The sequence below is a fragment of the Nocardioides ferulae genome, assembly GCF_003660455.1.
GTDB lineage: Bacteria > Actinomycetota > Actinomycetes > Propionibacteriales > Nocardioidaceae > Nocardioides > Nocardioides ferulae.
This window is the reverse complement of the sequence record NZ_QZVR01000002.1, coordinates 548359-572199: the sequence shown is the minus strand read 5'-3', so window position 1 is coordinate 572199 and position 23841 is coordinate 548359. Positions and strand designations below refer to the sequence as shown.

General features: G+C 72.4%; 23 protein-coding genes. 4 read left to right on the top strand and 19 right to left on the bottom strand.

What is annotated here, in order from left to right; translation table 11 throughout:
* Positions 1-35: 35 nt before the first annotated feature.
* The 8 genes from D6B71_RS05730 to D6B71_RS23365 form a co-directional block, all read right to left on the bottom strand.
* Complete coding sequence (locus tag D6B71_RS05730) at positions 36-1079, bottom strand: LacI family DNA-binding transcriptional regulator (RefSeq protein WP_206051572.1); 1044 nt, start codon at positions 1077-1079, stop codon at positions 36-38.
* Positions 1076-2080 carry a galactofuranose ABC transporter, permease protein YjfF gene (gene yjfF, locus D6B71_RS05725; protein WP_121252834.1) on the bottom strand — a complete coding sequence of 335 codons (1005 nt, stop codon included), beginning with the start codon at positions 2078-2080 and terminating at the stop codon, positions 1076-1078. Before yjfF ends, D6B71_RS05730 begins: the two co-directional genes overlap by 4 nt.
* Positions 2077-3138: an ABC transporter permease gene (locus D6B71_RS05720; protein WP_206051571.1), complete on the bottom strand. Its 1062-nt coding sequence runs from the start codon at positions 3136-3138 to the stop codon at positions 2077-2079. Before D6B71_RS05720 ends, yjfF begins: the two co-directional genes overlap by 4 nt.
* Positions 3131-4720, bottom strand: coding sequence for a sugar ABC transporter ATP-binding protein (locus tag D6B71_RS05715; RefSeq protein ID WP_240641140.1), 1590 nt, complete (start codon positions 4718-4720; stop codon positions 3131-3133). The genes D6B71_RS05720 and D6B71_RS05715 overlap by 8 nt, the downstream gene beginning before the upstream one ends.
* Before the next feature lie 79 nt (positions 4721-4799).
* On the bottom strand, positions 4800-5678 hold the full coding sequence (locus D6B71_RS05710) for an ABC transporter substrate-binding protein (protein WP_240641139.1): 879 nt from the start codon (positions 5676-5678) through the stop codon (positions 4800-4802).
* Between the two features lie 315 nt (positions 5679-5993).
* Entirely contained in the window at positions 5994-6986 is a 993-nt protein-coding gene (locus tag D6B71_RS05705) for a LacI family DNA-binding transcriptional regulator (protein ID WP_121252830.1), read from the bottom strand.
* An 85-nt stretch (positions 6987-7071) separates the two neighbouring features.
* Complete coding sequence (locus D6B71_RS05700) at positions 7072-7683, bottom strand: GNAT family N-acetyltransferase (RefSeq protein ID WP_206051569.1); 612 nt, start codon at positions 7681-7683, stop codon at positions 7072-7074.
* Positions 7684-7804: 121 nt separating this feature from the next.
* Positions 7805-8896, bottom strand: a complete 1092-nt coding sequence (locus tag D6B71_RS23365; RefSeq protein ID WP_240641137.1) for an SDR family NAD(P)-dependent oxidoreductase — start codon at positions 8894-8896, stop codon at positions 7805-7807.
* Positions 8897-9013: 117 nt separating this feature from the next.
* Here D6B71_RS23365 and D6B71_RS05690 point away from each other — a divergent pair, with 117 nt between their 5' ends.
* A complete protein-coding gene (locus D6B71_RS05690) occupies positions 9014-10483 on the top strand; it encodes an NAD(P)/FAD-dependent oxidoreductase (protein WP_121252828.1) in 1470 nt (489 codons plus the stop codon).
* A 5-nt stretch (positions 10484-10488) separates the two neighbouring features.
* Complete coding sequence (locus D6B71_RS22645; RefSeq protein WP_164519549.1) at positions 10489-10665, top strand: hypothetical protein; 177 nt, start codon at positions 10489-10491, stop codon at positions 10663-10665.
* A 25-nt stretch (positions 10666-10690) separates the two neighbouring features.
* Here D6B71_RS22645 and D6B71_RS05685 read toward each other — a convergent pair whose 3' ends face one another.
* From D6B71_RS05685 to D6B71_RS05675, 3 genes are read right to left on the bottom strand one after another with little or no spacing between them, the layout of a single operon-like run.
* Positions 10691-10906 (bottom strand): hypothetical protein, encoded by a 216-nt coding sequence (locus D6B71_RS05685; RefSeq protein WP_121252826.1) that lies wholly within the window; start codon positions 10904-10906, stop codon positions 10691-10693.
* A 56-nt stretch (positions 10907-10962) separates the two neighbouring features.
* Positions 10963-11367, bottom strand: a complete 405-nt coding sequence (locus tag D6B71_RS05680; protein WP_206051568.1) for a secondary thiamine-phosphate synthase enzyme YjbQ — start codon at positions 11365-11367, stop codon at positions 10963-10965.
* 59 nt (positions 11368-11426) lie between these two features.
* A complete protein-coding gene (locus tag D6B71_RS05675) occupies positions 11427-12533 on the bottom strand; it encodes a histone deacetylase family protein (RefSeq protein ID WP_121252822.1) in 1107 nt (368 codons plus the stop codon).
* Between the two features lie 47 nt (positions 12534-12580).
* Between D6B71_RS05675 and D6B71_RS05670 the strand changes: the two genes are divergently transcribed.
* The gene (locus D6B71_RS05670; protein WP_164519548.1) at positions 12581-13669 is read left to right on the top strand and encodes a P1 family peptidase; all 1089 of its coding nucleotides are present in this window, start codon (positions 12581-12583) and stop codon (positions 13667-13669) included.
* Here the strand turns inward: D6B71_RS05670 and D6B71_RS05665 are convergent.
* Genes D6B71_RS05665 through D6B71_RS05645 form a run of 5 tightly spaced genes read right to left on the bottom strand, consistent with a single transcriptional unit; the run spans position 13620 to position 19411 of the window.
* Entirely contained in the window at positions 13620-14681 is a 1062-nt protein-coding gene (locus D6B71_RS05665; protein WP_240641131.1) for an ABC transporter ATP-binding protein, read from the bottom strand. The two genes, D6B71_RS05670 and D6B71_RS05665, sit on opposite strands and share 50 nt — an antisense overlap.
* Positions 14678-15646: an ABC transporter ATP-binding protein gene (locus D6B71_RS05660; protein ID WP_121252816.1), complete on the bottom strand. Its 969-nt coding sequence runs from the start codon at positions 15644-15646 to the stop codon at positions 14678-14680. Before D6B71_RS05660 ends, D6B71_RS05665 begins: the two co-directional genes overlap by 4 nt.
* Complete coding sequence (locus D6B71_RS05655) at positions 15643-16545, bottom strand: ABC transporter permease (RefSeq protein ID WP_240641121.1); 903 nt, start codon at positions 16543-16545, stop codon at positions 15643-15645. Before D6B71_RS05655 ends, D6B71_RS05660 begins: the two co-directional genes overlap by 4 nt.
* Positions 16542-17594 (bottom strand): ABC transporter permease, encoded by a 1053-nt coding sequence (locus tag D6B71_RS05650; protein ID WP_121252814.1) that lies wholly within the window; start codon positions 17592-17594, stop codon positions 16542-16544. The genes D6B71_RS05655 and D6B71_RS05650 overlap by 4 nt, the downstream gene beginning before the upstream one ends.
* A complete protein-coding gene (locus tag D6B71_RS05645) occupies positions 17591-19411 on the bottom strand; it encodes an ABC transporter substrate-binding protein (protein ID WP_126688187.1) in 1821 nt (606 codons plus the stop codon). The genes D6B71_RS05650 and D6B71_RS05645 overlap by 4 nt, the downstream gene beginning before the upstream one ends.
* Positions 19412-19465: 54 nt before the next feature.
* Between D6B71_RS05645 and D6B71_RS05640 the strand changes: the two genes are divergently transcribed.
* Positions 19466-21607 (top strand): prolyl oligopeptidase family serine peptidase, encoded by a 2142-nt coding sequence (locus D6B71_RS05640; protein WP_164519547.1) that lies wholly within the window; start codon positions 19466-19468, stop codon positions 21605-21607.
* Positions 21608-21613: 6 nt separating this feature from the next.
* On the opposite strand, the gene D6B71_RS05635 is transcribed toward D6B71_RS05640, so the two are convergent.
* The 3 genes from D6B71_RS05635 to D6B71_RS05625 are packed head-to-tail and all read right to left on the bottom strand — an operon-like array spanning position 21614 to position 23752.
* On the bottom strand, positions 21614-21913 hold the full coding sequence (locus D6B71_RS05635; RefSeq protein WP_121252808.1) for a thiamine-binding protein: 300 nt from the start codon (positions 21911-21913) through the stop codon (positions 21614-21616).
* Positions 21910-22434 carry a SigE family RNA polymerase sigma factor gene (locus D6B71_RS05630; protein WP_121252805.1) on the bottom strand — a complete coding sequence of 175 codons (525 nt, stop codon included), beginning with the start codon at positions 22432-22434 and terminating at the stop codon, positions 21910-21912. Before D6B71_RS05630 ends, D6B71_RS05635 begins: the two co-directional genes overlap by 4 nt.
* Positions 22427-23752 carry an NHL repeat-containing protein gene (locus tag D6B71_RS05625; RefSeq protein WP_121252803.1) on the bottom strand — a complete coding sequence of 442 codons (1326 nt, stop codon included), beginning with the start codon at positions 23750-23752 and terminating at the stop codon, positions 22427-22429. The genes D6B71_RS05630 and D6B71_RS05625 overlap by 8 nt, the downstream gene beginning before the upstream one ends.
* Between the last annotated feature and the right edge of the window lie 89 nt (positions 23753-23841).

Below are 23841 nucleotides of genomic sequence, written 5' to 3'. Positions count from 1 at the left end.
CGACCATCGTACGCCGCGATCGAACACCTGTTCGATCACCCTGAGGGGTGGCCGATGCGGGCCACGCCGCTGCTGGCCCGCACCACCAGCTCCGGTGGGATCAGGCGCGCGGGGCCGGGAGCATCGGCGAGGGCGGCCTGGGTGATCTCGATGGCGCGGCGGCCGACCGCCGCGAAGTTCTGCCGGACGGTGGTGAGCGGCGGGACCAGGAACGCCGCCTCCGGGATGTCGTCGAAGCCCACCACGCTGACCTCGGCCGGCACCGACCGGCCACTCTCCGCGAGGGCCCGCAGCAGTCCCAGCGCCATCTGGTCGTTGGCGCAGAACACCGCGCCGACGTCGTCGCGGCGAGCGATCTCCAGCCCCGCCTCGTAGCCGCTGCGAGCCGACCAGTCCCCCACCACCGGCTGCATTGCGCGCAGACCCGCGGCGGTCATCGCCTGCCGCCACCCCTGGAGCCGCGATCGGGCCTCGGTCCACGACTGGGGTCCGGCCAGGTGCAGGATCGCGGTGTGGCCGAGCTCGATCAGCAGCGAGGTGCCGAGCTCGGCGCCCGCCACCTGGTCGACACCGACGGTCCAGCGGGTCCTCGTCTCGTCGCCCTCGACGACGATGACCGGCGTGCCGCGCTCCTCCTGGGGGCCGACCGCCTCCAGTGCCTCGTCGGTGCCCCCGATCAGCACGATCGCCTCGACGCTCTGGTCGCGCAGGTGCTCGATGGCACCGAGCAGCTCCTCGCGACGCATGCTGGGCAGCTCGACCGAGCTCACGAAGTAGCCCGCGGCACGGCCGGCCGCCTGGATCGCGCGGTGCACCGTGCTCGGGCCCCAGTAGCCGGACCGGCAGCCGATGACCCCGATCGTCGCCGAGCGCCGGCTGGCCAGTGCGCGAGCGGCGGAGTTGGGACGGTAGCCGAGCTCCCGGATCGCGCGCAGCACCCGCTCGCGGGTCTCCGGGCGCAGGTTCGTCTGGCCGTTGACGACGCGGGAGACGGTCTGGTGGGAGACCCCGGCGAGACGGGCGACGTCGGCCATCACCGGCACCTTCTTGGTCTGCGCCCGCCGCGCCGCCTCGGTCACGGCTGGCGCCGGGAGGCGAATCGCTGGACGACGACGAAGACGAGCAGCAGGACGCCGGTGATGATCCGGATCCAGTAGGAGCTCAAGGTGCCGTCGAAGGAGATCAGCGTCTTGATGATGCCGAGCACGAGCACCCCCAGCAGGGAGCCCACCACATAGCCGCGTCCTCCGGTGAGCAGGGTGCCGCCGATCACGACGGCGGCGATCGCGTCGAGCTCCATCCCGATGGCGTGGAGGCTGTTCCCGGAGAGGATGTAGAGGGAGAACATCAGGCCCGCCAGCGAGGCGCAGAAGCCGCTGATCACGTAGACCCCGACCTTGGTGAAGGCCACGCGCAGGCCCATCAGCATGGCCGAGCTCTCGCTGCCGCCGATGGCGTAGACGGTGCGGCCGAACCTGGTGCGGGCGAGCACGTACGCCGCGACGGCGACGACGAGGAGGGCGACGACGGCGGTCCACCGCACGTAGTAGTCGCCGAACCGGATGGTCTTGAAGGCCAGCTGGGTGAAGGTCTCGTCGTTGATCGAGATCGACTCGACGCTGATCAGGTAGGTCAGGCCGCGGGCCAGGAACAGGCCGGCCAGCGTCGCGATGAACGGCTGGATGTCGAAGTAGTGCACGAGCAGGCCCATCAGGAGCCCCAGCAGGGTGCCGGTGGCCAGCACCGCCGTCATCGACAGATAGGGGGACCAGCCCATCTCGAGCGTCTTGGCGGCGATCATCGTCGACAGGGCGACGACCGAGCCGACCGAGAGGTCGATGCCGCCGGTGAGGATCACGAACGTCACGCCGACCGCCAAGACGATCAGGAACGCGTTGTCGATGAGCAGGCTGAGCAGCACCTGCGGGTCGCTGAACCCCTCGTAGCGGACCCCGCCGGCGCCGAAGAGCCCGACGAACAGCGCGAGGGTCGCGATCACGGGCAGGAAGCGGGAGGGCGGCCGGTAGCCCTTCACGCGGTCCCACGTGGACGAGGCGGCGGGGACGGTGGTGGCGCTCATGCTGCGATGCCCTTCGCGACGGGAACGGCCGGGCCCGGGGTGACGGACCTGTGTCTGCGGAACACCGACCGAGCCCGGGACGACTGGAGGAGGCAGACGGCGATGACGACGATCGCCTTGAACAGGTAGTTGACCTCCGAGGGGATCCCGATGTTGGGGATCGTGCGTGCCAGGGTCGCGATGAAGATCGCGCCGATGAAGGTGCCGGTCAGCGAGAACCGGCCGCCGGCCAGCGAGGTGCCGCCGATCACGACGGCGAGGATCGCGTCCAGTTCGATCCACAGCCCCAGGCTGTTGGCGTTGACGGAGTTGGTGTTGGCCGCGATGACCAGCCCGGCGATGCCCGAGCAGAGGCCGGAGAACGTGTAGACGGTCCAGGTGATGGTCCGGGAGCGGACACCGGCGAGCCGGCTGGCCTCGGGGTTGATGCCGACCGCCTCGATCAGCATGCCGAGGGCGGTACGCCGGGTGAGCACGGCGGTCAGGGCGAAGACGACGAGGGCGATGATGAACGCCAGCGGAAGCGTCAGCACGAACCCGGACGCGAGGTCGCTGAACCAGCCGTTGTTGGGCGTGGTGATCTGACCGTCGGTGATCGCCATCGAGATGCCGCGTCCGGCGACCATCAAGATCAGCGTGGCGATGATCGGCTGGATGCGCAGCACCGAGACCAGGAAGCCGTTCCAGGCGCCCAGGGCGATACAGGCGATGAGGGCGTAGGTGCACGCCATCACGGCGGTGGTCAGGGCCGCCTCGTCGCCGGCGCCGACGATGCGGGTGCAGGCGACTGCCGCGGAGATGGCCGCGATGGCACCGACCGAGAGGTCGATGCCGCGCGTGGCGATGACCAGCGTCATGCCGAGGGCGACCAGCATCACCGGGGCGCTGTTGCGCACGATGTCGACCACGTTGCCGTAGAGGTGGCCGTCCTGCATCCGGATGTTGAGGAAGGTCGGGGTGGCCACGACGTTGATCACCAGCAGCGCGACCAGCGCCAGGACCGGCCAGAGGAGCTGATGGCGCAACAGCCGTTGCACGAGGGTCGGGTTCTCAGGCACCTTCGGCCTCCTCCCGCTCGGAGCGGGACTCGCCCGCGATGATCCGCAGCACGTCGCTCACGTTGACGCCGTGGTTGGGCCGCTCGTCGATCTTGCGGCGGTCGCGCATCACGACCAGCCGGTCGCTCAGCCGCAGCACCTCCTCGAGCTCGGCGGAGATGAAGACGATCGAGATCCCCTGCGCGGCGAGCTCGGCGACCTTGGCCTGGATCTGGGCCTTGGCGCCGATGTCGATCCCGCGGGTGGGCTCGTCGAGGATGAGGATGTCGGGCTCGGTGATCAGCCAGCGGGCGAGCAGCACCTTCTGCTGGTTGCCTCCCGACATGTTCCGCATCAACGCGGTGGGGTCGGCGGGGCGGATGTCGAGCGCCTTGAGGTACTGCTCGACGAGTCGTTCGCGGGTGGCCTGCGGGATGGGACGCAGCCACCCTCTGGACGCCTGCAGCGCCAGGAGCATGTTGTCGGCGACGGTCAGGTCCTCGACCAGACCCTCGGACTTGCGGTCCTCGCTGGAGAAGGAGATCTTGCGGTCGATCGCGTGACGGGGGCTGCGCAGCCGTCGCCGCTCGCCGCGGATGGTCACGTCGCCGGAGTCGACGGTGTCGGCGCCGAAGAGCAGCCGGGCGAGCTCGGTGCGGCCGGATCCGAGCAGACCGGCCAGACCGACGACCTCGCCTTCGTAGAGCTCGAGGTCGGTGACCTCCAGCGAACCCTTGCGGCTGATGCCGAGGGCCTTGAGGACCGGCGTGCTCGAGGCGCCGGCGGAGGAGGACTGCGAGCGGTCGAGGCGTTCCAGCGTCTCGAGCTCGCGGCCGATCATCAGCTTGACCAGCTCCAGCTGCGGCGTGCCGGCGACCATCCGCTCGCCGACGAGCCGGCCGTTGCGCAGGATCGTCATCCGGTCGGCGATCTCGTAGACCTGGTCCAGGAAGTGCGAGACGAAGACGATCGCGACACCCTGGCCGCGCAGGCGTCTCATCACCTCGAAGAGCTTCTGCACCTCGTCGGCGTCTAGGCTCGACGTCGGCTCGTCCAGGATCAGCACCCGCGCGTCGACGTCGACGGCACGGGCGATCGCGACGAGTTGCTGGATGGCGATCGGGTGCTCGCCGAGCAGCGAGCCGGGGTCGATGTCGACACCCAGGCCGTGCAGCGTCTCGCGGGCCCTGCGGTTCATCTCCCGGACGTGGACGGCGCCGAAGCGACGCGGCTCGCGCCCGAGCAGCATGTTCTCGGCGACGGTGAGGTTCGGCACCAGGTTGACCTCCTGGTAGACCGTGCTGATGCCGGCGGCCTGCGCGGCCAGCGGCGACGAGAACGAGTGCTTCTCCCCTCCGACCAGCACGACGCCGCTGTCGATGCTGTAAACGCCGGTCAGCGCCTTGATCAGCGTCGACTTGCCGGCACCGTTCTCACCCATCAGCGCGTGCACCTCGCCGGCGTACAGCCGCACCGAGACCTCGCTCAGCGCCTGGACGCTGCCGAAGGTGATGGAGATGTCGCGCATCTCGATCACCGGTGCCCGCTCCACCGGCGGATCGCCGGCGCCCGTCTGCACCCGCGGGGCATCCATCTGCGTCATCTCTTCCTCTCCCTGGTGCGGCGGCGACGACCGCCGGGTCGGGCTCGTCCGCTGAAGGTCGGACGAGCCCGAGGACCGATCAGTACTGACGGTCCGGCAGAGCCTCCTTGGCCTGCTCCTGGGTGAAGGTGGTCTCCTCGGTCACGATCCGGGGCTCGACCTCCTCGCCGGCGACGACCGCCTTGGCGAGCTCCATCAGCTGGGGCCCGAGCAGCGGGTTGCACTCGACGATGAAGTTGATCTTGCCGTCCGCCAGGGCCTGCATGCCGTCCTTGACCGCGTCGACGGTGATGATCTTGATGTCCTTGCCGGGCTCGAGCCCGGCTGCCTCGATCGCCTCGATGGCCCCGAGGCCCATGTCGTCGTTGTGGGCGTAGACCACGTCGATGGTGTCGTCGGCCTGCAGGAACGCCTCCATCACCTGCTTGCCGCCGTCACGGGTGAAGTCGCCGGTCTGCGAGGCGGTGACCTCGATGGACGGGTCGGCGGCGATCGCCGTCGCGAACCCCTCGGCCCGGTCGATGGCCGGAGCCGCGCCGGTGGTGCCCTCCAGCTGGATGACGTTGATGGTGCCGTCGCCGTTGGTGTCGGCCTCTCCGGCGTTCTCGACCAGCCACTCGCCGGCCCGCTCGCCCTCGAGCACGAAGTCCGAGCCCAGGAACGTCTCGTAGAGCGAGGTGTCCTCGGAGTCGACGGCGCGGTCGGTGAGGATCACCGGGATGCCGGCGGCCTTGGCCTCCTGCAGCACCGCGTCCCAGCCGGTCTCGACGACGGGGCTGAACGCGATGACGTCGACCTTCTGCTGGATGTAGGACCGGATCGCCGAGATCTGGTTCTCCTGCTTGCCCTGGGCGTCGGTGAACTTCAGCTCGATGCCCTGAGCCTCGGCCTCCTCCTGGATCGAGATGGTGTTGGCGGTCCGCCAGCCGCTCTCGGCCCCCACCTGGGCGAAGCCCATGGTGATCTTGTCGTCCGAGCCTTCGGCACCACCGCCGCCGTCATCATCACTGCCGCACGCAGTGAGCGCGAAGGCGCTCAATGAGATCGCACTTGCCGCGATCAGGGTCCTTTTCAGCACTGGCCTGCTCCTCAGATCGACGGGCTGGATGGCCCTGTGACCGGTGTCACTTCTGTGACTGTGAGCGTTAACATAGACCCGCGTCAAGAGGCCTCGGGCCGAAACGAGAAGAATTGTGAGCGTTCACACTGAAGAACCGTCATGTGATCGTTCCAAGTCCGGAGAAAGCCCGGCGGAGGCCCCGGATCGGAGGCGTCAGCGGGCCACGGCGGCCGGTGCCGCCGTCGAGCTCCGCACCACCAGCTGGGGCGCGATCAGGTCGGCGGAGGGCTCCACCTCACCCGCGAGCGCCCGCACGGTCAGGTCGACCGCGGTGCGGCCGAGCACCGAGAACTGCTGACTGACCGTGGTCAGGCTCGGCCACAGGTAGACGGCCTCCGGGACGTCGTCGAACCCGACCACGCTCACCTGCCCGGGCACGTCCACCCCTCGCTCGTGCAACGCGTGCAGCAGGCCGAGCGCCATCGTGTCGTTGGCGACGAACACCGCGGTCACCGCGGGGTCGTCGGCGATCCGCTGCCCGGCGGCGTAGCCGTCCGCCGCCGACCAGTCACCGGTCAGCTCCGGCCCCGGCAGCAGGCCCCGGAGCTCGTGGGCCCGCTGCCAGCCCTCACGGCGCTGCCAGGCCTCCACCCAGTCGACGGGCCCGGTGACGTGGGCGACATGCCGGTGCCCGAGGTCGAGCAGGTGCTCGGTGGCCAGCTGGGCACCGAGGACCTGGTCGATGCCGGCTGCCAGCGGCTCTCCCGAGGCCACGCCCTGCACCAGCACGACCGGGACGGGCAGGTGGAGCGACCTGGCGCGGTCGATGGCGTCGCGATGCGCCACCGCGACGACCAGGGCCTCGACGGCCTCGTCCAGCAACCGGTCGACAGCGCTGTTGACGGCCCGTGTCGAGAAGTCCGAGACGCCGACCAGGGCGAGCTCGTAGCCCGCCGCGTGCCCGGCCTCCTGCACCGAGACCGCGATCATGCTGGGCCCGTGCAGGGCCAGGTGGGCCGAGATCATGCCGATCCGGCCGGACCGGTTGGTGACCAGGGTGCGTGCGGCGTTGTTGCGGCGGTAGCCGAGCTGCTCGATCGCCGCCAGCACCCGCTCGCGGGTCTCCTGCTTGACCAGCGGTGAGCCGTTCAGAACACGTGACACGGTCTGGTGGGACACCCCGGCCTCGGCCGCAACCTGGGTCATGCTCGGCCGCCGACGCGCGCCGGTCTGCCTGGATGCCGCCATGGTCGAATCGTAGGCTGCCGGCCCGACAGGCCCGCGCAGCCCCTCAGCCGTCGGCGAACCGCTGCTCGAGCTCGGCCAGCAGCGGGTCGCGGAGACCCACGCAGTCCAGCGCCCAGAACGGGTCGCAGTAGACCAGCGGACCGCTCATCCACGGTTCGTGACCGGGCAGCACGACGACCTGGAAGGCCGGGTCGGGGATCCTGGGCGAGGGCCGCGCGAAGCCGAGCTCGCTGGCCCGCACGAAGCCCAGGCGCCCGTAGTAGGCGGGATCGCCCTCGAGGAACACCGCGGGACTGGCCAACGACCGGGCCGCCTCGAGGGCGGCCGCCACCAGCGCAGCGCCCACCCCCTGCCGCTGGCGGTCGGGCACCACCGAGAGCGGGGCGAGCACCATCACCTCGACCAGCGCCTCGCGGGCGTCGACCCATGATCGGCTCAGCTGGGTGTGCCCGACGACGGCCCCGTCGACCTCGGCCACCAGGCTCACCTGGGTGTGCCCGGTGGCATCGAGCGCACCGACCAACTCGACGATGCGTGGTGCCTCGTCCGCGGTCACGCCCTCGGCACCGAAGGCCTCGAGGATGACGCGCTGGACGGCGGTGCGGTCCGCGGGCTGGGCCGGACGGACGAGCACGGACAGCGGATGCTGCGACAACAGGTGCCTCCTCGGAGACGGGGCTCCTTATCCTGCACTCATCCCGCTGGCCGCGCGATGGACGCACGGCCAGGGCGGCCACCGTGGCGGTGCAGGAAGCGAGACATGGGTGCGGCTCGTCCTAGGCGCCGGCAGCGACGAAGATGCAGAACGGGTGACCGGCCGGATCGGCGTAGACGTAGAGCGGCTCGTCGGGGTCGTCGGTGCGGTCCAGCAGCAGCCGCGCGCCGAGGGCGAGCGCGCGATCGTGCTGGAGCTCGAGGGTCTCGCGGTCGGGCACCGTGAGGTCGAGGTGCAGTTGCTGCGGGACCGTCTGGTCCGGCCAGGTCGTGGGGGTCTGCTCCGTCACCTCTTGGAAGGCGAGCCGACGCTCGCCACGAGGATCGTGCAGCACCAGCCAGTCGGCGTCGTCGGGCTCCCCGGGCGCCGGCGGCTCGTCGCCGGGGCGGTAGGCCCACCCGAGCAGCTCTCGATAGAACTCGGCCAGCGCGCGGACGTCGGTGCCGTCGAGCACCGTCTGCAGCAGCCGCGGGTGTGTGTCTCCCCGGTGCACGAGCTCGGTGCGCCAGCCGGCCTCGTCCTGGTGGGCGGCCGCGTGGACGGAGTCGGCGACGCGATCCGGGCTGAACGGTCCGTCGTCGGCCAGCACCCCGTCGACGGTCACGCACACCGCCCGGACCCCGTGCTCCCGCAGGGTGGCGTCGAGGCTCCGCACGAGGTTGCGCACCCCCGCCTTCTGGACGCCGAGCGAGGCCGCACCGTGCCAGGGCCGGTCGGCGGCCGCCGAGCCGGTGACGGCGACCCGGGCGCCCGGGCGCAGCCACGGACGCGCCGCCTGCACCGCGGTCAGCAGGGCACCCACCCCGACCGCGACGTCCGCCAGCAGGTCGGCCACCTCCAGCTGGAGGGGGTCCTTCTCCCGGAACGCGCTGGGGTTGAAGTGGAGCACGTCGATGCGTCCGAACCGCTCGCCGATGGCGGCCACCGCCTCGGTGGCGGCGACCGGGTCGGCCACGTCGACGACGGAGGCCACCGCCTCCACGCCGGCGTCGCCGAGCTCCTCGCTGAGCGCCGCCAGCGTCACGGCTGAACGCCCGAGCAGCGCGACGGCGTACCCCTCGCGGCCGAAGCGCCGGGCGACCGAGGCGCCGACGCCCGGGCCGGCACCCACCACGAGCAGGACCGGGGACGAGGAGTGCGTCGCTGCCGTCATGAGAACCGAGGCTAGCCACTAGTGCCGAGCGACCCGGACCGGACGGGTCGCAGGTCCCTATCGCGGGTCGGGCGGCAGCGGTACGAAGAGGGGGAAGTCTGCCGCGGAGGGGTCAACATGACCGACATCGTCGTACTCGGCGCAGGGATCTCCGGCCACACCGCCGCGCTGCACCTCGCCAGGTTGCTCGGGCGCAGGTCCACCCGGGGTCAGCACACGGTGACGGTGGTCTCGCCCAACTCCCACTGGAACTGGATCCCGTCCAACATCTGGGTCGGCGTCGGCAAGATGGGCAGGGACGACGTGGTCTTCCCGCTCGAGCCCGTCTACGAGAGGAAGGGCATCGACTTCCGCCAGGCGAAGGCGGTCGCTCTCCGCCCCGAGGGCGACGGCGAGGACCATCGCGGCGCTGTCGACATCGTCTACACCGGCCAGGGCCGAGTCGGCCAGGAGGAGCGCCTGCGCTACGACTACCTGGTCAACGCCACCGGCCCGCGCCTCCGGTTCGAGGCCACCGAGGGCCTCGGCCCGGACGGTCACTCGCTGTCGGTGTGCACCGCCGACCACGCGGTCGAGGCGGCCCGCGAGCTCGACGAGGTCGTCCAGCGGCTGCGCGCCGGCCAGGAGCAGACCCTGGTGGTCGGCATGGGCCACGGCACCTGCACCTGCGAGGGCGCCGCCTTCGAGTACGTCTTCAACGTCGACCACGTGCTGCGCGACGCCGGGGTGCGCGACCTGGCGACGCTGTACTACCTGACCAACGAGGCGAGCCTGGGCGACTTCGGCGTCGACGGCATGACGTTCGAGGATCAGGGGTTCCAGACCTCGAGCGAGCTGTGGACGGCCTCCCTGTTCCGCGAGCGTGGTGTGCTGCCGATCCTGGGCGCCCACGTCGAGCGCGTCGAGGAGGGGGTCGTGCACTACGAGACCCTCGACGGCTCCCACCACAGCCTGGACTTCGACTTCGCGATGCTGCTGCCGCCGTTCGGCGGGGTCGGCCTGGCCGCCTACGACGGGCAGGGCGGCGACATCACCGACGAGCTGTTCGCGCCGAGCGGCTTCATGCGGGTGGACGCCGACTACACAGCCAAGCCCTACGAGGACTGGCGGGCCGCCGACTGGCCGGAGACGTATCAGGTGCCCGTCTGGGACAACATCTTCGCCGTCGGCATCGCCTTCGCGCCTCCACACCCGATCTCCCGGCCGCGCAAGAGCAGCAGCGGCACCGTGATCGCCCCCTCCCCGCCTCGCACCGGGATGCCGTCGGGCGTGATGGGCAAGACCGTGGCGCTCACGATCGTCGATCGGATCCGCAGCGGGCCGTCGGCCCAGCCGCACCGGGCGTCGATGGCGAACATGGGCGCCGCGTGCGTCGCCTCCGCGGGCGCCGGCCTGCGCACCGGGTCCGCCGCGGCGATGACGATGATGCCGGTCGTGCCCGACTACAGCCGCTACCCGACCGGGCGGAGCCTGCGCGACACCCGCGGCGAGATCGGACTGGGCGGGCACTGGGTCAAGCTGATGCTGCACTACCTGTTCATCCACAAGGCCAAGGGACGCCCTGGCTGGTTCCTGATCCCGGAGTGAGGGCCATGACGAATCCGAGCCCACCCGCCCCCGACAACCCCCAGCCGGTCGCCGACCTGACCGGCGCGCCGCTACCGACCGAGGGGACGCTGCGGCGGCGCCGCAGCGTCCCGTTCCAGCTCACCCGGTTCGCGGTGTTCAACGCGCGGATCATGCGGATGGTGCTCAAAGGCAGCCACTGACCGGTGGGGTCAGCGGCCGCGCGGGTCACAGCCCGCTGGTCTGGTTGCGCACCGAGTTCGACTGCGCCCGCATGACGTCGTAGTTCGTGTTCGTGTCGACCGTCCTGTCGAACGGCTCTCCGGGGGCGGGCTGTTGCCCCGAGGCGAGCCGCTTCTTCAACTGGCTCGACTTCATCCAGTCGTAGCCGAGGTAGGCCGCCGTGCCGGCCGCACTGACGCCGACGACGATCCATCCGAGCATGGTGTCCTCCAATCGCTTGGCTGCTGCACCCTAGCCCTACCCCGGCGGCGATCGGCTCAACCCTGCAGGAAGCTGAACCGCACCTCGCGCCGGTCGTTGTCGACGTTGAGGTCGACCAGGCAGATGCTCTGCCAGGTGCCGAGAGCCAGCCGGCCGCCGATGACCGGCACCGTCGCGTAGGGCGGGATCAGGGCGGGCATCACGTGCGAACGCCCGTGTCCGCGGCTGCCGTGCCGGTGCCGCCACCGGTCGTCGGCCGGCAGCAGGTCGGCGAGGGCGGCCAGCAGGTCGTCGTCGCTGCCGGCACCGGTCTCGAGGATCGCGATGCCCGCGGTGGCGTGCGGCACGAACACGTGCAGCAGCCCGTCGCCCTCGCCGGAGCAGAACTCCTCGGCGTCACGGGTCAGGTCGAGCACCCGCTCGCGGTCGCCGGTGTGGTAGGTCGTGGTCTCCGAGCGCATGTCCCCGATGCTGCCACGCCCGCCCGCCCGCCCGGCCCTGCACGCTCAGTCGAGCAGGCTCAGCCAGCGGCCTGTTGGTGGCCGTCGAGGCAGGCGGCGACCAGCGACCCGAGCGTCGGCAGGTGGTAGCCGCCCTCCTGCACCAGCACGGTGGGCAGGCCCAGCGCACCGAGCAGCCGCCCGGTCTCGCGGTAGCCGTCGCGGCTGACCTGGAGCGGGCTCTCCGGATCGTCCGCGGCCGCGTCGACCCCCAATGAGATCACCAGCGCCGTGGGCTCGCGCGCGCCGGCCCACGACGCCAGCGCCGCCACGCCCTCCAACCAGATCTCGTCGCCGGAGCCCTCGGGAACCGGCAGGTTGCGGGTCGCTCCCCGGCCCGCTCCACCGCCGGTCTCCGACGCATGGCCGAAGAGGTGCGGGAACCAGCCGTCCGCGGGGTCGACGTGCACGGACCCGTAGAGCACGTCGGCCCGCTCCCAGAACACCGCCTGCGTGCCGTTGCCGTGGTGAGCGTCGACGTCGAGCACCGCCACCCGCGGATGTCCCGCCGCCCGCAGCGCCTCGGCCGTCACCGCGGCGTTGTTGAGGTAGCAGGACCCGCCGTAGCCGTCGCGGGTCGCGTGGTGCCCCGGCGGTCGGCACAACGCGTACGCCGCGGGCTCACCGTCGGTGACCAGGTCGACGGCGGTGAGGGCGCAGTCGACCGCGGCCCGCGCGGCCGGCCAGGTGCCGGGACCGACCAGCGTCATCGTGTCGTAGCAGAACGCCCCGGCCCGGCCGTGCAACGCGGTCGCGGGCGTGGGAGGCATCCCCTGGAGCAGTGCGGCGGTGGGGAAGACATAGGGCACCATCCGGTCCTGGCCCACGAGGTCGGCGTACGGTCCGGCGGCCCACTGCTCGGCGGCGGTGGCCAGGAACCGCAGCAGCTCCGGAGCATGCACCCGGGCCAGCGGCTCGTCGGAGTGTCCGCGCGCCGGGACCAGCGGGTGCCGCTCGCCCAGTGCGCCGAGGATCTCGTCGACCCGGCTCGGCACCTCGACCGCCGGGGTGGGCACCCCGACCCAGACCTCGTGCCGCGGGTCGTGCTCGCGGGTGGTGGGGCTCCACACGACCGGCATGCCCGTCGGCAGCGACGACGTCGCCGGAGATGTCCCGGGAGAGGTCATGGGCGGAACCTCCCTGCGCCGGGGCGGGGTTGCGGCATGATGCCCCCATGCCGCGCGCACGCGATCTCGGCATCGCGGTCGGCGCGATGCGCACCGGGCCGACCAACTCCGTGCTCGACATCGCCGGGGTCGGGGTCGGCCACGCCACCGTGCACCGCGACGAGCCGCCGCCGCCGGTCGGTCGGGGCCTGGCCCGCACCGGCGTGACCACGGTCGTGCTCGCCGAGGACGCCTACCTGCGGCCGCTCCCGGCCGGTGGGGCGGTGCTGAACGGGGCCGGCGAGTGCACCGGGTTCCTGTCGGCCGCGGAGTGGGGATCGGCCGAGTCGCCGGTGCTGCTCACGAGCACGCTCCAGCTGGGGCGGGTCTACGACGCCGCCTGCGAGGTGCTGCTCGAGCGTCACCCCGAGGCCGCCGACGACGTGCCGATCCCGGTGGTCGGCGAGTGCGACGACTCCTTCCTCAACGACTGCCGCCGGATGCAGGTCACCGCCCACGACGTGCGGGCGTCCTGGGAGGCGGCGCTGGCCGGCCGCGGGACCTCGGACCCACCGGCGGAGGGTGCGGTCGGTGCCGGCACCGGGATGAGCTGCTTCGGTTTCAAGGGCGGGATCGGCACCGCCTCCCGGGTCACCGACGACGGCCACACGGTCGGGGTGCTGCTGCTGACGAACTTCGGCAGGCGGCACGAGCTGGTGGTCGCCGGGCGGCCGGTCGGCCGGATGCTGGAGGACGCCGCACCCGCGGACCAGGCACCGTCGGGCCCGGACCGGCCGGCCGGTTCCTGCCTGGGTGTCGTGGTCACCGACGCGCCGCTCGACGGCGCGTCGTGCGCGCGGCTGGCCCGCCGGATCGGGCTCGGGCTGGCCCGCACCGGGTCGGTGGCCCACCACAGCAGTGGAGAGATCTTCCTCGGGTTCTCCACCGGGCTGCGCCTGGACCGCGACGGCCGGCGGATCACCGACCGGGCCCTGGTGACCGGGGCGGCCCTCGACCCGCTCTTCGCCGCCACCGTCGAGGCCGCCGAGGAGAGCGTGCTCAACTCGATGCTGGGCGCCGCCACCACGCACGGCCGCGACGGCCACGTCAGTCACTCGCTCCACGACCCGGCTCTGCTCCCGCTGCTGACGCGCTAGCCGATCCACCGGCGACCCCTCGAGCAGCCGCCAGGTGGCAGGCCACCACGTGCTCGCCGGTCGCCGGCAGCACCGGCAGCCGCGCGGTGCGGCAGCCGTCGTCGACGCCCGCGGCCGCGGCGGACCCGTCGGCCAGCGCCGGGCAGCGCGGGTGGAACCGGCAGCCCGCCGGGATCCGGGTCGGGTCGGGCACCTCCCCGTGCAGCACCACCGGCTCGAGGCGTCGGGACTCCGGCACCACCGAGAGCAGCGCCTGGGTGTAGGGGTGCTGCGGCCGGGTCAGGATCTCCTCGGTCGGCCCGGACTCCACGATCCGCCCGAGATACATCACCGCGGTCCGGTCGGCGATGTTCCAGGCCAGACCGAGGTCGTGGGTCACGACCAGCACCCCCAGGCCGAGCTCGGCGCGCAGCGTGAGCAGCAGCGCGAGCAGCTCCCCGCGGATCGAGGCGTCGAGGCTCGACACCGGCTCGTCGGCGATCAGCAGCTCGGGCGCGAGCGCCAGGGCGCCGGCGATCAGCACCCGCTGCCGCTGCCCGCCGGAAAGCTCGTGGGGGTAGCGCAGGAACAGCCGCTCGGGGGGACGCAGGCCGGCCGAGGACAGCGCGGCCGCGACCCGCTCCTCCTCGGTGCGGCCCTGGGGGTCACGCGTCGTCCGCCCGTGCAGGCGGAGGCCCTCGGCGACCGCCTCGTAGACGGTGTGCCGGGGATTGAGCGCGCCGGCAGGGTCCTGGAAGACCATCTGCACCCGGCGCCGGAACTCCTTCAGCTCCCGGGCCCGGCGACCGACCGGGGCTCCGTCGAGCAGCACCTCGCCCGCCGCGGGGCGCTCCAGACCCATCAGCGTGCGCGCCAGCGTGGTCTTGCCCGAGCCGGACTCGCCCACGAGCGCCACCACCTCACCGGAGCGCAGCGACAGGTCGACACCGTCCACGGCCGTCGCCGTCGCCCCGCCCTGACCGGTGAAGCGGACGACCAGTCCGCGGGCCTCGAGCAGCCGTGGCGCGCTCACGGCTCCCCCACCCGAATGCAGGCGGCCGCGTGGCCGGGCCGCTTCTCCTCCAGGGGTGGCACCTGCTCTCGACAGGCGTCCACGGCGCGTGAGCACCGCGGCGCGAACGAGCACCCGGACGGCAGGTAGCGCGGGTCGGGCGGGTCGCCGGGCAGGCCGGCGGGGGCGAACCGCGCCGCCGGGTCGCCCACCCGGGGGAACGCCGCCGAGAGCGCACCGGCGTAGGGGTGCAGCGAGGCCTCGAAGACCTCCGCCGCCGGCCCCTGCTCGACCACGCGACCGGCGTACATCACCGCGATCCGGTCGCACATGTCGGCGAGCACCGACAGGTCGTGGCTGATCAGCACCATGCCCACTCCCAGCTCGCGCACCAGACCGGACAGCAGCGCCAGCACCTGCGCCTGCACCATCACGTCCAGTGCCGTGGTCGGCTCGTCGGCGAGCACCAGCGCGGGCCGGCAGGCCAGCGCCATCGCGATCATCACCCGCTGCCGCTGGCCGCCGGAGAGCTGGTGGGGGTACGCCGCGGCGCGCGCCGCCGGCAGCCCGACCTGCTCCAGCAGCTCACCGACCCGGCTCGTCACGGTGTCGTCGGTGGCGCGCGGGTCGTGCACCCGCAGCGGCTCGGCGATCTGGGTGCCGACCCGCCGGACCGGGTTGAGGGAGTGCTGCGCACCCTGGAAGACGATCGACGCCCCGGCCCAGCGCAGCGCCCGCAGCTCGCCCCATCGCATCGTGAGCACGTCGGAGCCGTCGACCCGGACGGAGCCGCTCACCCTGGCCGAGGAGGGCTGCAGTCGCAGCACCGTGCTGGCCAGCGTCGACTTGCCCGACCCGGACTCGCCGGCGATGCCGAGCACCTCGCCCGCGTCGACCGCGAGGTCGACCCCGCGCACGGCGGGCACGTCGCCCTCCTCGGTGCGATAGGTGACCGAGAGGTCCTCGATCCGCAGCAGCCCGGTCACCGGCGCTCCCGCAGCCGCGGGTTCAGCACCGACTCCAGGGCCTGCCCCACCAGGGTGAACGACAGGACCACCAGCACCACGCACAGCCCCGGCGGCACGATGAACCACCAGGAGCCGGTGGTGATCGCGCCTACCTGGAAGGCGTCCTGGAGCATGGAGCCCCACGAGACCCGCGTCGGGTCGCCGAGCCCGAGGAAGCTGAGCGTGGTCTCGGAGAGGATCGCCACCGCCACGGTGAGCGTGGTGTTCGCGAACACCAGCGGCATCACGTTGGGCAGCACGTGGCGTGCCAGCAGGTGACCGTGCCCGCCGCCCAGCGCGCGGGACCGGTCGACGTACGCGCGCTGCTTGATCGACAGCGTCTGGCTGCGGATCAGCAGCGCCGTGCCGGGCCAGGAGGTCACGCCGATCACGATCGCGATGTTGACCAGCGAGCGGCCCAGCACCGTGGCCAGCACGATCGCCAGCGGCAGGAACGGGATCACCAGGAACCACTCGGTGAGCCGGAACAGCACCGCGCCCGGCCAGCCGCCGAAGTAGCCGGACAGCAGCCCCACGGTCGTGCCGATCAGGATCGAGATCACGGTGGCGAGCAGCCCGACCAGCAGCGAGATCCTCGAGCCCCAGATCAGCAGGGTCAGCACCGAGCGTCCGTTGTCGTCGGTGCCCAGGGGGTAGGCGCCCGACGGCGACTCCAGCACCCCGCCGGTGGCCCGGGTCACCGAGAGCCCGTCGGCGTCGGCGATCAGCGGGGCGGCCAGCGCCATCACCACGAAGAGCGTGAGCACGACGGCGCCGGCCATGCCCGAGCGGTTGCGCCGGAACTCGCGCCAGCCGTGCCGCCAGCTCTGGGCGCGGCGCCGGCGGGCCAGCCGCCGGGCCTCGGTGCCGGCGCTCACGTGCGCACCCGCGGGTCGAGGAGCCCGTAGAGCAGGTTGGCGGCCAGGTTGGCGACGATCACCGCTGCCGAGGCGACCAGGAAGACGCCCTGCAGCACCCAGTAGTCGGGCACCTCCAGCGCCTCGGTGGCGAGCAGGCCGAGGCCGGGGATCGAGAAGACCGTCTCGACCGTGATCGCCCCGGCCACCACGAATCCGAAGTTCAGCGCGACCACCGTGGTCGTGGGCAGCAGCGCGTTGGGGACGGCATGCCGGTTGCGCACCACCTTGTCGCGCAGGCCCTTGGCCCGGGCGGTGGTGAGGTAGTCCTCGCCGATCTCGTCGAGCAGCGAGCTGCGCATCACCAGCGCGTAGTCGGCCAGGTAGGCCAGCGTGAGCGTGAACACCGGCAGGGTGAGGTGCCAGGCGGTGTCGAGGACGCCGGCCAGGGAGCTCGGGTCGGCGTCGACCGAGCGCAGCCCGCCGGTCGGGAACAGCCCGGGCAGCGGACCGATGCCGACCGACAGGGCGGCGATCAGCAGCAGCCCCAGCCACCACTCCGGCATCGAGTAGACCGTCAGCGAGGCGCTGGTCGAGATCCGGTCCAGCGGCCCGCCACGGCGCCAGGCGGCGTGCACGCCCAGCCAGATGCCGATCAGCGCGGCGAACAGCGTGGCGGTGCCGACCAGCATCAGCGTCGGCCACAGCCGGTCCCAGATCAGCTCCGAGACCGGCACCCGGTAGCGCAGCGAGACACCGAGATCACCGGTGAGCGTGTTGCCGAGGAAGGTGAGGAACTGCTGCGGCAGCGGCTGGTCCAGCCCGTAGGTCTCGTTGAACGCGTCGAGCTGCTCGTCGGTGGTGAACCGGCCACGGCCGAGCGTCCGCGCGGGGTCGCCGGGCAGCACCCGGAACAGGAAGAAGTTCACGACCAGCACGAACCCCAGGCTGGCCAGGGACCCGGCCACCTTGCCGAGCGCGTAGCGGCCGTAGCCGCGCGGGCGGCCCGTGGCGGCCGGCGGCTCCAGGGCCGCCCCGACGCCGGGATCGGCGGCCGCGGGAAGGCTCACTCGCGGTCCTCGGCGGTGCCGCGGCGCCGCAGCGCGACCAGCGTCCCGCCGGCCAGGAGCAGCACCAGCGCGACTCCGCCGCCGACCAGGACGCCGGTGCCGATCCCGCCGTCGTCGGAGCCACCGCCGCCGCTGGCCTCGGTGGCGTCCGTGGCGCCGTCGCAGTCGCCGGCCTCGTCGGCGGGGCGCATGCTGCGGTAGCTGTGGGTGCCCTGCTGGAACAGCCACAGCCCGTCCGGGCTCGGTTGGGCCTGCAGGCAGGCGAACCGGTCGCTGCGCACCGCCTGGCCGGTGCTGTTGTAGACGGTCAGCAGGTAGGGCGCGTCACGGAAGACGATCTCCTGCATCCGGTGGATCTGCCCGACCCGGGTCTCGTGGTCCAGCTCCGCGCCCTGCTGCTCGAACAGCGCGTCGTACTCCTCGTCGCAGTACCACGAGTCCGACCAGGCGCCGAGCTGGTCGCAGGTCATGTAGCTGAGCATCGAGGTCGGGTCGGCGTCGACGAACCAGCCCCACTCGAAGGCGTCGAACGTGCCCTCGAGGATGATGTCGGTCAGCTTCGAGGACTCCACCGTGGTCACCTCGGAGTCGATGCCGAGGTCGGCCAACCACTCCGAGAAGTAGGTCATCACGTCGGTGGACGTGGCCGAGTCGACGCGCGCGAACAATCGCAGCGTGCCGATCGGAGAGCCGTCCGGCAGGGTCCGGCGGCCGTCGTCGCCCAGCGTGTAGCCGGCCTCGTCGAGCAGCTCGGCGGCGCGGTCCGGGTCGTAGGCGAGCTCCTCGGCGGGCGGCTCCCAGTGGTACTCCTCGTAGAACGGCGGCACGATCGTCGACCCGGCGCTCCCCGCGCCCTGGTAGACGGTGTCGACGAGCCGCTGCCGGTCGACGGCGAAGCCGAGCGCGTAGCGGAAGTCGGGGTCGAGCACGGCCGGGTTCGGGTCGCCGATCGGCTCGCCGGTCTCCAGGTCGATGGACCCGGCGTTGAACGCGATCTCGTCGAACCCGGGTGAGGCGGCGTTGCGGGCGAGGATGCCGTCCTGGCCCTCCAGCGACTTCACCTGGAGCGCGGAGATGCCCTCGACGTAGTCGACCTCGCCCTTGATCAGCGCCTGCACGGCGGGGTCCTCGCTCTTGAAGACCCGGAAGACCAGCTCGTCGACGTGCGGGGCGCCCTTCCAGTAGTCCTCGTTGGCCTCGAAGCGGTACGTCGAGCCGCCGGCGGTGCCCTCGACCAGCCGGAACGGCCCCGAGCCGACGACCGGCTGCCCGCCGGTCGGCTCGGCGGCGAACGTCTTCATCTCCTCGCCGTCCACCTCGCTCCACACGTGCTCGGGCACGATCGGGATCGGCACCAGCGGCAGCACCGCGTTAGGTCGCTTCAGCTCCAGCACCAGCGTGGTCGGGTCGGGTGCGGTGACCTCCTCGACCCCGGCCAGCCAGGATCCCCAGGTGGCCCGCTCGGGGCCCTTGCCGAGGACCCGCCCGTAGGTGAAGGCCAGGTCGTCGGCGGTGAGCGGCTCGCCGTCGGACCAGGTGACGTCGTCGCGGATGGTGAAGGTCCAGGTCAGGCCGTCCTCGGAGGTCTCCCACTCGGTGGCGAGGGAGGGCTCGACGGCGAGGTCGTCGACGGCCAGGTCGACCAGGAAGTCGTAGGTCAGCGCCCACATCTCGTAGGACTCCACCTCGATGCCCAGGAACGGGTTGAACGAGTCGACCTCGTTCATGATCGCGGCGGTGAAGCGGACCGGTTCGTCACCGTCCTCGGCTGCTGCGGCGACCGGCATCAGGACGGGGACCAGACCCCCGAGCAGCATGACGATCAGCAAGACCAGTGCGGGGAGCCGGCGCGGCGGCGTACCTTGTCGCGCGTGCCCGACCCCCAGCCCCCCGTGGCGGCGCGCCGCCCCCACGAGCACCGCGAGCACGGAGCGGTGCGGCCCGACGCCTACGCCTGGCTGGCCGAGACCGGCCGCCCCGAGGTGCTGGCGCACCTGCGCGCCGAGCGGGCCTTCTACGACCTTGCGTGTGCCCATCTGGGCCCCCTGACCTCGGTGCTGCGGGAGGAGATGGCCGCGCGGGTCCCGCCCGAGGAGATCAGTCCGGGGTGGCGGCGTACCCGCTTTTCCTACTACACCCGGCACCTCGACGGAAGCGACTACGCGCAGTTGGTGCGCAGAATTCACACGATTCGCGGAGATTCGGCAACGAATTCACAGGCGGATACCCCGAGTAACGACGAAATCCGCGCCCCTGGCATCGAGGTGCTGCTCGACGTGGCCACGCTGGGCGACGGCAGCGGCTACCTCGAGCTCGGGGTGACTCTGGTCAGCCCCGACGAGAATCTGCTGGCCTACTCCGTCGACACCGTGGGCGAGGAGGTCTACCGGCTCCGGTTCCGCGACCTGGCCTCCGGTCGCGACCTCGGAGAGGAGATCCCGCGCAGCTACTACGGCGGGGCCTGGAGCGCCGACTCCCGATGGTTCTTCTACACCGTGCACGACGAGGCCTACCGGCCGCACCAGGTGTGGCGGCACCGGATCGGCAGCTCCCCCGCGGACGACGTGCTGGTGCTCACCGAGCCCGACGAGTCCTTCGAGCTGCACCTGCGAGCCAGCCGCAGCGGCGAGGCGGTGATCGTGCTCAGCGAGAGCCGGTCGACCTCGGAGACCTGGGTCCTCGACGCCGGCGACCCCGAGCGGCAGGCGTGGTCGGTGGGCGGGAGGCGGCACGGAGTCGTCTACCGCGCCGAGCACGTCCGCGGGGCCGCATCCGGCGACCCCGGGCACCTGCTGGTCGTCACCAACGACGACGCCGAGGAGTTCCGGCTCGTACGCGCGCCCGTGCCGACCTCGGGTCACCAGGACGCAGGCAGCTGGACCACGGTCCGGCCCGAGGACCCGGCGGAGCGGGTCGAGCGGGTCGACGCGTTCGCCGGCCACGTGGTGCTCAGCGTCCGCACCGAGGCCGAGCACCGGTTGCGGCTGCTGCCCCTCGATGACCTGGCCGGACCCGGCATCGTGGTGCGCAGCAGATTCCCCGGCGGCGCCGTGCACCTGCTCCGCAGCACCGACTACGACGCCGGGCGAGTCAGCATCGATGACCGGTCCCACGTGCAGCCGTCGGTGTGGTGGTCGGTCGAGCTGGCGACCGGCCAGCAGACCGAGCTGGGCCGCCAGCTCGCACCGGGGCACGACCCGGCCCGCTACGTCACGGAGCGACGACGGGTCCTGTCGGTCGACGGCACGCCGGTGCCGGTCACCCTGGTCCGGCACCGCGACACTCCGCTCGACGGCACGGCCCCGGCGCTGCTCTACGGCTACGGCGCCTACGAGTACACCTTCGAGCCCGACTTCGACCCGGCGCTCCCGAGCCTGCTGGACCGCGGCGTCGTCTTCGCCCACGTGCACGTGCGCGGCGGTGGCGAGGGCGGCCGCCGCTGGTGGCTGGACGGGCGGCTGGAGCGCAAGCAGCACACCTTCGACGACCACCTGGCCGCGGCCGACCAGCTCGCCGGGCTCGTCGACGCGGATCGGATCGCCAGCCGCGGGCTCAGCGCGGGGGGCCTGCTGCAGGGCGCGGTCCTGAGCCAGCGCCCCGAGCTGTGGCGGGCCGTGGTCGCCGAGGTGCCGTTCGTCGACGTGGTCACCACGATGCTCGACGAGTCGGCCCCGCTCACCGCCAACGAGTGGGAGGAGTGGGGCGACCCGCGCCGGCCCGAGGACCACGCCTGGATGCTGGCCTACTCGCCGTACGACAACCTGCCGCCGGCCGGGCGGCGTCCGGACCTGCTGGTCACCGGCGCCCTGCACGACCCGCGCGTCGGGGTGCACGAGCCGGCCAAGTGGGTAGCGGCGCTGCGCGCGAGCGACCCGGACTGGTCGCCGCGCTGCCTGTTCCGCTGCGAGGTGGGTGCCGGCGCGCACGCCGGCCCGTCGGGGCGCTTCGGCCACCTGGCCTACGAGGCCGAGGTCGCGGCCTGGCTGCTCGACCGGCTCGGGGTGGCCGGCTGAGTCTGCCTACTCCCCCAGCGCTCGCTCGAGGCGCTCGACCTTCGCGGTCAGCTCGCCGGTGAACCCGGGCCGGATGTCGGCCTTGAGCACCAGCGAGACCCGCGGGGAGACGGCGGCGACGGCGTCGACGGCGCGCTTCACGACGGCCATCACCTCGTCCCACTCCCCCTCGAGGTTGGTGAACATCGCGTTGGTCTCGTGGGGCAGGCCGGACTCGCGGACCACCCGGACCGCGGCGGCCACCGCCTCGGAGACACCTCCGGTCTCGTCGCCGACGGACGGGCTGATGCTGAACGCCACGATCATGGCGTCACGGTATCGGGCACCTGACCGAGCGCCTGATCAGGTTGGTCGAGCTCGGGCAGGACCGTCCGCAGCCGGGCCAGGCCGTCGCGCGCCTGGGACTTCACGGTGCCGACGCTGATGCCGAGCACGGAGGCGGTCTCGCGCTCGGTGAGGTCGTCGAAGTAGCGCAGCACGATCACCGCCCGCTGCCGGGGCGCCAGGCCCGCGAGCGCCTGCCGCAGCACCAGCCGGTCGTCGGTCGGCTCGGTGTCGGCGGCGCGCTCGGGCACCCGGTCGGTGTGCACCTCGCGCCACCGCCGCCCACGCCAGCGCGAGACGTTCTCGTTGACGAGCACCCGGCGCACGTAGGCGTCGGGGTCGTCGGCGATCCGCCGCCACTTCGGCACCACCTTCAGCAGAGCCACCTGCACGAGGTCCTCGGCGTCGTGGTGGCCGCCGGTGAGCAGGTACGCCGTGCGCAGCAGCGCCGGCATCCGCGCCGCGACGTACTGCTCGAAACCGCGCTGGTCGGGCTCAGGCACGGAGCCTCCTGCGGGCCAGCAGGACCAGGACGACCAAGATCCCGGCTCCCACAGCGACCCCGCCGGCGACGTACCACGGGCGTCGCGGGTCGCGCGCGGTCGGCGGCTCCCCCGCCTCGACGAGGTCGTTCGCCCACAGGTCGGCAGCCAGCAGCGGCACCGAGATCACCCCGCCCCCGGCCTCGACGCGCTCTCGCTCGACGGTGCCGGTGACCACGTCGACGATGCGGACGTCCTGTCGGTCGTGACCCACCACGACGTGCCGGTCGTCGGTCCACCCGAGGAGCTGGCTGGGCTGGACGCCCAGGGACATCGGCTCGATGGCGTCGATGGAGGGACCGGCACGCAGCGCCCAGGGGCCGTTGCCCTCCGGGTCCTCGATCCAGGCCATCGCCCGGTCGTCGGGCCCCCAGCTGGCCTCGACTACGTCGCCGGGCAGCGTGACGGTGCTCCGTCGCCCCGAGGCGGGGTCGACTCGGTGGACGTCGCGTCCGCGCGACCACACCACGCCGGTAGGCGCCGATCCGAGCGAGGGCAGCCAATAGTGGCCGTCCTCCTCGACGGGGATTCTCTCCCCCGTGGTCACGTCCCAGGCCACCAGCCGGTCGCTGCGGCTGTCGTTCCCCGTGCGGGAGTAGTTGGTGAGCAGATAGCGCGAGTCGCCGCTGAACTCGATCTCGAACACATCGGTGCCCAGCGGGCGGGGGGCTCGGGGATCCTCGAGCTCGCGCACCTCACCCGTGAGGGTGTCCATCACCGCCCAGCCGGTCACCGATCGGAGCGCGACGAAGGTGTCAGATTCGGGGGCAGGCTCGTGTCGCACCCAGCCGAGCCAGCGCCCGTCCGGAGAGAGGGCGAACCACCCCACGAGGCTCTGCATCTCGACATCGGCCGACAGCTCCGGTTCCTCCAGCCACCGGCTCGTCCCGTCGACGGCGGAGACACCGAACAGCGCCTGCTCGCGCCGCTCACCGAACACCCCGTCGGGAAGATTGCGGTGCGCCAGGCCGACCGCGGCGAGCGGGCCGATCTGCCCGGCATCCGCGGTGCCGCGGGCCCAGGGATGGGGCGCGTGGACGGTGCGGGGCAGGTGGAGGTCGGCGGTGTCCCGGTCGGCGGGCAGCGGCTCTCCCGGCCCATTCCCGAGCAACGGCAGCATCCCCACCGACAGTGCGACCACCAGCGCCAGCAGTGCCGCGGCGGCTGTCGCGGTCCGCCGGCGGTGCAGCCGCCGCCCCCGCTGCCACAGGTCGCCAGGGTGCTGACGCAGCGGCGCCTCACTGGCCAGGTCGCCCAGTCGCTCCTGCAGGGTGGGCATGGGTCCTCCTCGGTCCGGTCTCACCCCTATCACGCGACGAGCGCTCCACAAGGAGGGGCCGGCGCCGGAAATCGCCAGGGCGCCGGCGA

What these genes read in the sequence shown, in the direction of transcription:
- D6B71_RS05690 (WP_121252828.1), top strand. Translation starts at nt 9,014, where the DNA reads ATGACCGACATCGTCGTACTCGGCGCAGGGATCTCCGGCCACACCGCC.
- D6B71_RS05705 (WP_121252830.1), bottom strand. Translation starts at nt 6,986, where the DNA reads ATGACCCAGGTTGCGGCCGAGGCCGGGGTGTCCCACCAGACCGTGTCA.
- yjfF (WP_121252834.1), bottom strand. Translation starts at nt 2,080, where the DNA reads ATGAGCGCCACCACCGTCCCCGCCGCCTCGTCCACGTGGGACCGCGTG.
- D6B71_RS05710 (WP_240641139.1), bottom strand. Translation starts at nt 5,678, where the DNA reads ATGGGCTTCGCCCAGGTGGGGGCCGAGAGCGGCTGGCGGACCGCCAAC.
- D6B71_RS05680 (WP_206051568.1), bottom strand. Translation starts at nt 11,367, where the DNA reads ATGCGCTCGGAGACCACGACCTACCACACCGGCGACCGCGAGCGGGTG.
- D6B71_RS05675 (WP_121252822.1), bottom strand. Translation starts at nt 12,533, where the DNA reads ATGACCTCTCCCGGGACATCTCCGGCGACGTCGTCGCTGCCGACGGGC.
- D6B71_RS05625 (WP_121252803.1), bottom strand. Translation starts at nt 23,752, where the DNA reads ATGCCCACCCTGCAGGAGCGACTGGGCGACCTGGCCAGTGAGGCGCCG.
- D6B71_RS23365 (WP_240641137.1), bottom strand. Translation starts at nt 8,896, where the DNA reads ATGACGGCAGCGACGCACTCCTCGTCCCCGGTCCTGCTCGTGGTGGGT.
- D6B71_RS22645 (WP_164519549.1), top strand. Translation starts at nt 10,489, where the DNA reads ATGACGAATCCGAGCCCACCCGCCCCCGACAACCCCCAGCCGGTCGCC.
- D6B71_RS05715 (WP_240641140.1), bottom strand. Translation starts at nt 4,720, where the DNA reads ATGACGCAGATGGATGCCCCGCGGGTGCAGACGGGCGCCGGCGATCCG.
- D6B71_RS05670 (WP_164519548.1), top strand. Translation starts at nt 12,581, where the DNA reads ATGCCGCGCGCACGCGATCTCGGCATCGCGGTCGGCGCGATGCGCACC.
- D6B71_RS05645 (WP_126688187.1), bottom strand. Translation starts at nt 19,411, where the DNA reads ATGCTGCTCGGGGGTCTGGTCCCCGTCCTGATGCCGGTCGCCGCAGCA.
- D6B71_RS05635 (WP_121252808.1), bottom strand. Translation starts at nt 21,913, where the DNA reads ATGATCGTGGCGTTCAGCATCAGCCCGTCCGTCGGCGACGAGACCGGA.
- D6B71_RS05685 (WP_121252826.1), bottom strand. Translation starts at nt 10,906, where the DNA reads ATGCTCGGATGGATCGTCGTCGGCGTCAGTGCGGCCGGCACGGCGGCC.